The sequence below is a fragment of the Campylobacter concisus genome (assembly GCF_902460875.1).
Taxonomy (GTDB): Bacteria; Campylobacterota; Campylobacteria; order Campylobacterales; family Campylobacteraceae; genus Campylobacter_A; species Campylobacter_A concisus_AA.
The window spans coordinates 36,861-45,480 of sequence record NZ_CABPVR010000004.1 but is presented as its reverse complement, the minus strand read 5'-3'; the positions used below and the strand labels follow the sequence as shown (position 1 = coordinate 45,480).

Annotated in this window: 11 protein-coding genes; 7 read left to right on the top strand and 4 right to left on the bottom strand. The window is 40.1% G+C overall.

The features are described 5' to 3' along the window. The first annotated feature begins 164 nt into the window (after positions 1 to 164). Genes F3H01_RS01925 through F3H01_RS01910 form a run of 4 tightly spaced genes read left to right on the top strand, consistent with a single transcriptional unit; the run spans position 165 to position 3,376 of the window. Positions 165 to 1,037 carry a phosphate ABC transporter substrate-binding protein gene (locus tag F3H01_RS01925; RefSeq protein ID WP_149719534.1) on the top strand — a complete coding sequence of 291 codons (873 nt, stop codon included), beginning with the start codon at positions 165 to 167 and terminating at the stop codon, positions 1,035 to 1,037. Positions 1,038 to 1,040: 3 nt separating this feature from the next. Further along, positions 1,041 to 1,898 (top strand): phosphate ABC transporter permease subunit PstC, encoded by an 858-nt coding sequence (gene pstC, locus F3H01_RS01920; protein ID WP_149724657.1) that lies wholly within the window; start codon positions 1,041 to 1,043, stop codon positions 1,896 to 1,898. Next, positions 1,885 to 2,742 carry a PstA family ABC transporter permease gene (locus F3H01_RS01915; RefSeq protein WP_149724656.1) on the top strand — a complete coding sequence of 286 codons (858 nt, stop codon included), beginning with the start codon at positions 1,885 to 1,887 and terminating at the stop codon, positions 2,740 to 2,742. Before pstC ends, F3H01_RS01915 begins: the two co-directional genes overlap by 14 nt. Further along, entirely contained in the window at positions 2,711 to 3,376 is a 666-nt protein-coding gene (locus F3H01_RS01910; protein WP_149724655.1) for a phosphate ABC transporter ATP-binding protein, read from the top strand. Before F3H01_RS01915 ends, F3H01_RS01910 begins: the two co-directional genes overlap by 32 nt. 26 nt (positions 3,377 to 3,402) lie before the next feature. Here F3H01_RS01910 and F3H01_RS01905 read toward each other — a convergent pair whose 3' ends face one another. The 4 genes from F3H01_RS01905 to F3H01_RS01890 are packed head-to-tail and all read right to left on the bottom strand — an operon-like array spanning position 3,403 to position 6,416. Continuing rightward, positions 3,403 to 4,275 carry a carbon-nitrogen hydrolase gene (locus F3H01_RS01905; RefSeq protein ID WP_103613923.1) on the bottom strand — a complete coding sequence of 291 codons (873 nt, stop codon included), beginning with the start codon at positions 4,273 to 4,275 and terminating at the stop codon, positions 3,403 to 3,405. Between the two features lies 1 nt (position 4,276). Beyond that, on the bottom strand, positions 4,277 to 5,203 hold the full coding sequence (locus tag F3H01_RS01900) for a cation diffusion facilitator family transporter (RefSeq protein WP_149724654.1): 927 nt from the start codon (positions 5,201 to 5,203) through the stop codon (positions 4,277 to 4,279). Positions 5,204 to 5,205: 2 nt separating this feature from the next. Further along, positions 5,206 to 6,174 carry an agmatine deiminase family protein gene (locus F3H01_RS01895; RefSeq protein WP_149724653.1) on the bottom strand — a complete coding sequence of 323 codons (969 nt, stop codon included), beginning with the start codon at positions 6,172 to 6,174 and terminating at the stop codon, positions 5,206 to 5,208. Beyond that, positions 6,171 to 6,416, bottom strand: a complete 246-nt coding sequence (locus tag F3H01_RS01890; protein WP_009293649.1) for a CBU_0592 family membrane protein — start codon at positions 6,414 to 6,416, stop codon at positions 6,171 to 6,173. Before F3H01_RS01890 ends, F3H01_RS01895 begins: the two co-directional genes overlap by 4 nt. Before the next feature lie 110 nt (positions 6,417 to 6,526). On the opposite strand from F3H01_RS01890, the gene F3H01_RS01885 reads away from it, so the two are divergent. The 3 genes from F3H01_RS01885 to F3H01_RS01875 are packed head-to-tail and all read left to right on the top strand — an operon-like array spanning position 6,527 to position 8,574. Further along, positions 6,527 to 7,180 carry an amino acid ABC transporter permease gene (locus F3H01_RS01885; protein ID WP_149724652.1) on the top strand — a complete coding sequence of 218 codons (654 nt, stop codon included), beginning with the start codon at positions 6,527 to 6,529 and terminating at the stop codon, positions 7,178 to 7,180. Then, positions 7,167 to 7,835 carry an amino acid ABC transporter permease gene (locus F3H01_RS01880; RefSeq protein WP_103593871.1) on the top strand — a complete coding sequence of 223 codons (669 nt, stop codon included), beginning with the start codon at positions 7,167 to 7,169 and terminating at the stop codon, positions 7,833 to 7,835. Before F3H01_RS01885 ends, F3H01_RS01880 begins: the two co-directional genes overlap by 14 nt. A 1-nt stretch (position 7,836) precedes the next feature. After that, on the top strand, positions 7,837 to 8,574 hold the full coding sequence (locus F3H01_RS01875) for an amino acid ABC transporter ATP-binding protein (RefSeq protein WP_149724651.1): 738 nt from the start codon (positions 7,837 to 7,839) through the stop codon (positions 8,572 to 8,574). Positions 8,575 to 8,620: the final 46 nt, after the last annotated feature.

Here is an 8,620-nt window from a genome sequence, read left to right as displayed (position 1 = left end):
ATATTTCTTTATTAGCCAAAATAAATTTGATAAACCAGCTATTTAAATATCATTTTTTATTGTATAATCCACCGCAGTTCTAAGTTTTAGAAAAACTGTTGCAAATTTACAACTAATCAATAGCTTTTATAAATGTTAATAACAATCAAATTTTGGAGGTTTTTATGAAAAAATCACTTATGTTGGCTGCTTCTATGCTGCTTTTATCTTTAAATTTCGCTTCTGGTGCGGATGAAAAAACGCAAGTTAGCTTTAGTGGCTCATCTACTCTAGCTCCAGTCATCGCTAAAATTTCAACCGACTTTATCGAAAAGTACGAGACTTGGGACAAAGTTGATAGCTCTTTACCAAATAAAAACATCACCATCTTTGTCTCAGCTGGTGGCTCTGGCGCTGGCGTAAAAGCCGTGCTTGATCATGTCGCTGACTTTGGTATGCTAGCTCGCGATATAAAAGATAGCGAAAAAGCAAAGATCAAAGATATGAAAGCCTATACGCTTGGCATAGACGCACTTTGCGTAGCTGTAAATCCAGAAAATGAGGTGATAAAGATAAAGGGCGGAAATTTAAGCAAAGATGAGATCGTCAAAATTTTCTCAGGCGAGTATAAAAAGTGGAGCGACCTTGACAAATCCCTACCAAATGACGAAATAGTCGTAGTTACAAGAGATCTTGGCGGCGGTGCTCACGAGGTATTTCAAAAAAAGATCATGAAAGATGTCAAAGTTAGTAAAAACGTCATCCAATCACCTTCCATGGGCGCGCTTGTATCAAAGATCATCGAAAATAAAAACGCTATTGGCTACGCTTCTTTTGGTATCACAAACCAAAACAAAGGCAAGCTAATACCGCTAAACGTTGATGGCGTCGAACCAACTGTTAAAAATATAGTTGATGGCAAATACTACATCTCTCGCCCGCTCATCATCGTAAAAAGTGGCGATCTAAGCAAGAGCGAGCAAATTTTTGTTGATGTGTTAAATTCAGCCGAAGGTCAAAAGACTATCGAAAAAATGGGATTTATACCAGTAAAATAGCCAATGACAGGGCAAATTTTTAAAGGCGCGATATATCTTTTCACACTTTTATCCGCCATGCTTTTGCTTTTGCTTGTGGGATTTTTACTGATAAATTCCACGAGTTTCTTTGCAGAAGTAAGCCTTTTTGACTTCTTACTAAACGGCGACTGGGACGTTAGCACAGAGCCTTTTAGCTTTGGGCTGTTTAATATCCTGGTCGCAAATTTCGTAGTTGCGTTTTTAGCTTGCATATTTTCATTTTTTATCTCACTTGGCGTTACTATTTTTATCTGCTTTTTTGCGAGCGCCTGGCTTAGGCACGTGCTAGACTGGATGATACGAATACTAGCTGGCATACCATCTATCATATATGGATTTTTCGCGCTTTACACGGTTGTAAAAATTTTAGAGTCAGGGCTAAAAATGTCCGCTGGCGAGTCAGTATTGGCAGCTAGCCTCATCCTTAGCGTCATGATACTGCCCTTTTTTACTTCGCACTTGCTCCAAAGCGTGGGTCTGCTAAAGCAAAATTTCAAAACAAACTCAGATGCGCTTGGCGTAAGCACGGGATATTTTATAAGAAAAATCATTTTTAGAAAATCCATAAAAGCTAGTATTTCAGGCTTTATACTAGCATTTTCAAGGGCAGCTGGCGAGACGATGGCTGTGATGATGGTCATAGGCAACACCCCGCTTTTTCCGCACCTACTCTCAAAAGCTCAGACCATACCATCTCTAATAGCCCTTGAAATGGGTATGAGCGAGGCTGGTAGCTTGCACTATCACGCTCTTATTGCAAGCGGATTTGTCCTGCTTGTTTTTATATTTATGCTAAATATTTTTATCTTTAAATTTGAGAAAAACAATGAACGCTTTTAAAGATCATCTAGTCAAATTTTATGCCTATCTTTGCGTATTTATAGTGGTTGCGGTGATATTTTGGATATTTTATTTCATCTTTGCAAATGGCATCTCTCAGATAAATTTAGACTTTCTAACCAAAAATCCGCAAGGTTTAAATTTAGGTGAGAGTGGCGGCATAAGAGATGCTATCATAGGCTCATTTTTGCTGATGATACTATCTATGATATTTTCTGCGCTTCTTGGCGTTAGCTGCGCCATTTATAGGCAAATTTACTGCACTTCTAGCACAATCAAACTTGGGCTTAAATTTATCATCCAAACGATGGCCTCCATACCCTCTATATTGCTTGGGATGTTTGTTTATGGGCTTTTTATCGTTAGTCTTGATATCCCTAAAAGCCTGCTAACAGCTAGTATTACGCTTGCTTTGATGGTCTTTCCATTTGTTGAAGTTAGCACAGAAAAGGTGATCTCGCAGATCGATGAAAAGATGTTAAGAGATAGCTTCGCGCTTGGTGTTGATAAAGATTTCATGGCTAGAAAGCTTGTTTTGCCAACTATTAGAAAAAATATAATATCTATTTTAATACTTGCTGGCAGCTACGCCATAGGGGCAACTGCGCCACTACTTTTAACTGGAGTCGTCTTCATGGCAAAGGCAGAAGGCCTGCTCTCGCCGGTCATGGCACTACCTTTTCACCTGCACATGCTCCTAAGCCAGTCAGTCGCAACGCAAAATGCCTACGCTACAGCGCTCGTACTCATTTTTATATTGATCATTTTACACCTGCTTTCAGCCATAGTTTTATTTGATATAGGAGAGAAAATTGCCAGATATTTTAAATATAAAAGATCTTAGTATCTTTTACCAAGATAATGAAATTTTAAAAGATCTAAATTTAAACATCGCCGAAAACGAGATCATCTGCCTAATGGGTAGCTCAGGATGTGGTAAATCGACATTTCTATCAACGCTAAATGGCTTTTTGGAGCAAAAGGGCGGCAGATATAGTGGAGAGATACTATTTAAAGGCGAAAATATCAAAAATAATGGCGAAATTTGGCTAAGACGAAAGCTAGCCATACTCTTTCAAGACGCCACCCTCTTTCCTTTTAGTGTAGAAAGAAATTTGACCTATGCGATGGAATTTTATGAGGGCAGCATAAAGGATAAGCAAAAAAGAGTAGAAGAGCTACTTAAAAGCGTAAATTTACTAGATGAGATAAGTGACCTAGATATGCCAGCTAGCAAGCTTTCCGGCGGTCAAAAGCAAAGACTTTGCATCGCAAGGATGCTAACCACAAAGCCTGAAGTGCTCATGCTTGATGAGCCTTGCTCGTCGCTTGATATGAAAAATGTCTTGATCGTAGAGGAGCTTTTAAAAAGCTTGTCGCAAAGATACACTATCATCATCACCACGCACAATGAAGAGCAGGCAAAAAGGCTTGGTGGCAGGATAGTTCGCATAGTGGATAAGAAATTTACATTTTAAAAGAGCTAGAATTTCTAGCTCCAAATTTAGTCGATAAACCTCTTTGTGATATTTGCGTAGGCATCGATCCTGCGGTCTCTTAAAAATGGCCAAATTCTGCGCACTTCTTCACTTCTTTTCATGTCTATCTCAACGATCTTGCAAAGCTCATCTGTGCTATTTGCGCGGAAAAGCTGCTCGCCTTGTGGCCCAAAAACAAAGCTATTTCCCCAAAACTTAATCCCATCCATCACGCCACTATCATCTTTTTCAAAGCCCACGCGATTTACTGCGACTACTGGCAGACCATTTGCCACGCTGTGACCTCTTTGCACCGCCACCCACGCTTCAAGTTGTCTTGACTTTTCATCGTCGCTATCGCCCTCAAACCAGCCAATAGCCGTTGGATAGATGAGAATTTTCGCCCCTTTTAGCGCCATTAGCCTTGCTGCTTCTGGATACCACTGATCCCAACAGACCAAAACGCCAAGCTTACCAAGGCTAGTTTCAATAGGCTCAAAGCCAATGTCGCCAGGCGTGAAGTAAAATTTCTCGTAAAATCCAGGATCATCAGGGATGTGCATTTTTCGGTATTTGCCAGCCACACTACCGTCACGCTCGAAGACAAAGGCGGTGTTGTGATAAAGTCCGTCAGCCCTCTTTTCAAAAAGCGAAGTGACTAAAACAACGCCATTTTCTTTTGCCACCCTGCCCCAAAAAGCGACATCTTCTTGCCACTCGTTTGCATGATCAAAGAAATTTGTATCCTCGCTTTGGCAAAAGTATTGCGTCTGGTGCAGCTCTTGGCAGACAACTAGATCAGCGCCACCTTTTTTTGCCTCGGCGATTAGCTCAAGCGTCTTTGCGATGGTTGCCTCTTTTGTCCCTTTAAATTCTTGTTGAAGTAGTGCTACTTTCATCTCATCTCCCTTCTTTGTCGTTATATGGGTCTAAATGCGTGGTTATCTGCCACGAAAATTCCTTAAATTTCTCTCTTATCTCAGCTTCAAGCGAGTCGGCCACCTCGTGCGCGTCGTAAAGCGAGATATCTTTGTCAAAAACTAAATGCAGCGTTAAAAATATAGTATTTGCGCTCTGTCTTGTGTTTAGGTAGTGAAAGTCTGAAATCCTCTCTTTTGCCTTTATCATCTTGATGATCTCAGCTGTGACCTCAGGGCTTGCTGCGTGATCTAGCAAGATACCAAGAGCGTCTTTGCCAAGGCTTATCGCGCTTTGAGCGATGTAGCCGCTTATCACGATACCAAAGATCGCATCTATCATCACAAATCCGCTAAATTTAATGATAAGTAGCGAGATGATGACTGCAAGGTTACTAAAAAGGTCGATCTTATAATGCAGCGCGTCTGCTTTTATTATAAGATTGCCACTTTTTTTAGAAATTTGGTTTAAAAATAGCACCAAACATAACGTCACTATGACCGAAAATACCATCACACCAAGGCTTAAGCCAAGGTCTATCTCTAAATTTGGCTCGCTAAATTTCTTAACGCTCTCATAAAATATATATCCAGCAGCCACAACGATGATAACGCACTCAAATAGCGCTGCTAACGCCTCTAGCTTTGTGTAGCCAAAGTTAAATCTCTCATCAGCTTGCTTTCTTGACTTTCTAAGCGCAAATAAATTTAAAAGCGAAACGATAAAATCAAGCATTGAATCAATCGCCGAGCCAAGCACAGCGACCGAACCGCTAAAAAGTCCCGCTGCAAATTTCACAAGTGCGAGCAAAAAGGCGCAAGCTCCGGCTGCGATAACTGCCTTATTTTCGCCCTGCGTGCACTCCTGCTTATTTATGCGGTTAAACTCATAATCAAACGGACTTGACAAGGCTAAGACCTTTTGTATCTATTTTGGCTTGAGCAGTGAAGCGAGCCATTTTGACGGACAAAAACTAGCGAATTTACACCGATGATCTTTCTATCTGGAAGTGCCTTGGCTAGTAAATTTAGTACCTTTTCGTCGTTTTCGTCGTTATATGTTGGCACGATCAGTGCGCCATTTACAAAGATGAAGTTTGCATAGGTGCAGCCAAGCCTTTTGCCATCATAAAATTTAGGTTTTGGTAGCGGCAGAGCAAGTAGCTTAAAGCCAGTTTTTTTAAGCTCATCTTCCATCCTTTTTAGCTCATCAAAGTGCTCATCGCTCCCATCTTCGCAAGCTGCGTAAGCTATCGTATCAGGCGTGATAAAGCGTGCTAAAGTGTCGATGTGACTATCTGTGTCATCGCCTTTTATAAAGCCATTTTCAAGCCAGATGATACGCTTTAAGCCAAATAAATTTTTTAGTTTTTCTTCGATCTGCTCTTTGCTAAGAGAGGAATTTCTATTTTCATTTAGCAGGCATTTTGAGGTGGTTAAAAGCACGCCATCTCCGTTAAACTCGATGCTTCCGCCCTCTAGTATCATATCAACTGACTCAAGCTTGGTTTTGTAAATTTTAGCTAGCTCTAAATTTATCGCATCATCTTTTGAGCTCTTAAATTTACCGCCCCAAGCGTTAAATTTAAAGTCGTAGCTCTTTACGCCGTCTTCAGCACAAACGTCGATCATACCGTAGTCTCTGATCCAAGTATCGTCAGTCTCAAGCTTAACAAACTCAACATTTTTAAATTTCTTAAACCTAGCAAAATTTGCCTCATCGGGGCAGATGAGCACCACCTTCTGATAGGGCGTAACAGCAGCCACAAGCTCCTCATAGCTCGCCAAAATCTCCTCTAAATAAGGCTCCCAGTCGCTATTGCTATGTGGCAGCGATAAAAACAAAAACTCCTGCTCTTCCCACTCTGCGTACGCTCTCACGCTCTCTCCTTGTAAATTTTATAAATTCCATAAATCGTAATGATTATCCAAAAGACCTCTATCAAAAATGAACCGAGGTTAAAGTGCACAAAAAGCGAGATTATAAGTAGCACCGCACCTACTAAATTTATTATCTGATAGGCTAGATCGCGGCTATTTAGGCGACCGATCTGAAGTAAAAAGTAGCCCATCACGATGCAAATCATCCCTAAAAAGCCAATGATCTGAAAAAGATCGATCAATTTTTATCCTTTTTACAAGCTTAAATTTAAAGTAAGATCATATCTAATTAGTTTTAAATTTATGATTATAAGATAAAATAACTCCATTTTTCAGATTGGATTAAAGTTTTATGGATTTTGAGTTTATTGAGAAATTTTACCCACTTTTTGTAAAGGCTGGCGTGCTTACAATCGAAATTGCCTTTTTGGGGATCGTCTTTTCTATTTTGATAGGTGTTTTTTGCATGGCTGTGAAATTTTACAAGCTAAAATTTCTCTCAAAACTAGTTGATTGCTACGTTGAACTTTCAAGAAACACGCCACTTCTTATCCAGCTCTTCTTTTTATACTACGGCTTGCCAAAGCTTGGAGTGTCGATGAGCGGCTTTGCCTGTGCGGTCGCTGGACTTAGCTTTCTTGGAGGCAGCTACATGAGCGAGAGCTTTAGACTTGGCTTTGAGGCGGTTAGAAGGTCGCAGATAGAAGCAGGACTTAGCATCGCACTTAGTAAAAATCAGCTCTTAAGATATGTTATCTTGCCTCAAGCATTTAGCGTAGCAGTGCCAAGCATTAGTGCAAATATTATCTTCTTACTAAAAGAGACAAGCATCGTTAGTATCGTAGCACTTGCCGATCTAGTTTACATCGCAAAGGATCTCATCGGGCTTTATTACAAAACAGACGAAGCGCTTTTTATGCTGGTTATTAGCTATCTCATCATCATTTTGCCAGTCTCGTTGGTGCTTAGCTATGTCGAAAAAAGGGTGAGAAATGCAAGGAGTTAGTATTTTATTTGATACGCAAAATTTACTAAGGCTCTTTGAAGGTCTAGTCGTTAGCACAGAAATTTCATTTATCTCTATCTTTATCTCTATAATCGGTGGCTTAGTGCTTGGTGTGCTTATGAGCATGAAAAACAAATTTATCTATTTTATTTTGAAAATTTGCCTAGAAATCGTTCGCATAATGCCTCAGATCGTTTGGCTATTTTTATTTTATTTTGGTGTCAGTAAGGCGTTTGATATTCACATTTCAGCATTTACAGCCTCACTCATCGTCTTTAGCTTGTGGGGAATTTTTGAAATGATGGACATCGTGCGTGGCGCAATAACATCAATACCAAAACATCAATTTGAATCAGCCGCCTCACTTGGACTTAGTAAATTTCAAATTTACTCTCACGTCATCATCCCACTTGCCACTAGAAGGCTAGTGCCTGGAGCTGTAAATTTACTAAGCCGTATGATAAAAACGACCTCTATCGTCGTGCTAATCGGCGTCGTAGAGGTTGTCAAAGTCGGCCAGCAGATCATTGAGCGAAATGTATTTACAAATCCTATGGCGCCATTTTGGATATACACACTCATATTCTTTTTATATTTTGTGATCTGCTATCCAGTCTCAAAACTATCAAAAAAACTAGAAGAAAAATGGAGCTAAAATGAGCGAAAATATCTTAGAACTTAAAAATTTAAATAAATTTTATGGAGATCTTCACGCCTTAAAAGATATAAATTTAGATGTAAAAAGTGGTGAAGTAGTCGTGCTCCTTGGACCATCAGGCTGTGGCAAAAGCACAACTCTTAGATGTATAAACGGCCTTGAAAGTATCGCAAGTGGCGAGATAATAATCGATGGTGAAGTGATTGATGCTAAATTTAATGATTGGCAAAGGATCCGCCAAAAAGTCGGCATGGTCTTTCAAAGCTACGAGCTCTTTGATCACATGAACGTCATTGACAACGTCCTTCTTGGGCCTTTAAAGGTACAAAAAAGAGATAGGGTCGAGGCCGAAAGGACGGCTGATATGTGGCTAAGCAAGGTTGGGCTACTTGATAAGAAATTTGCCTACCCAAAGGAACTAAGCGGCGGTCAAAAGCAGCGTATAGCAATAGTAAGAAGCCTTTGTTTAAACCCTGAAATTATGCTATTTGACGAGGTTACGGCTGCGCTTGATCCAGAGATCGTCAGAGAAGTGCTTGATGTGATACTAAATTTAGCCAAAGATGGCATGACGATGCTAATAGTCACCCATGAAATGAGCTTTGCAAGGGCGGTTGCAAACAAGATCGTATTTATGGACGCTGGAGCGATCGTGGAGATCAGCGAGCCAGAGGAATTTTTTACCAACCCAAAGAGCGATCGCGCGAAGAAATTTCTAAATTTATTCTCGTTTTAGAAAAAATAAGAGATAATTTGCCGTTTTTTCAAAATGCGTTTAGAGC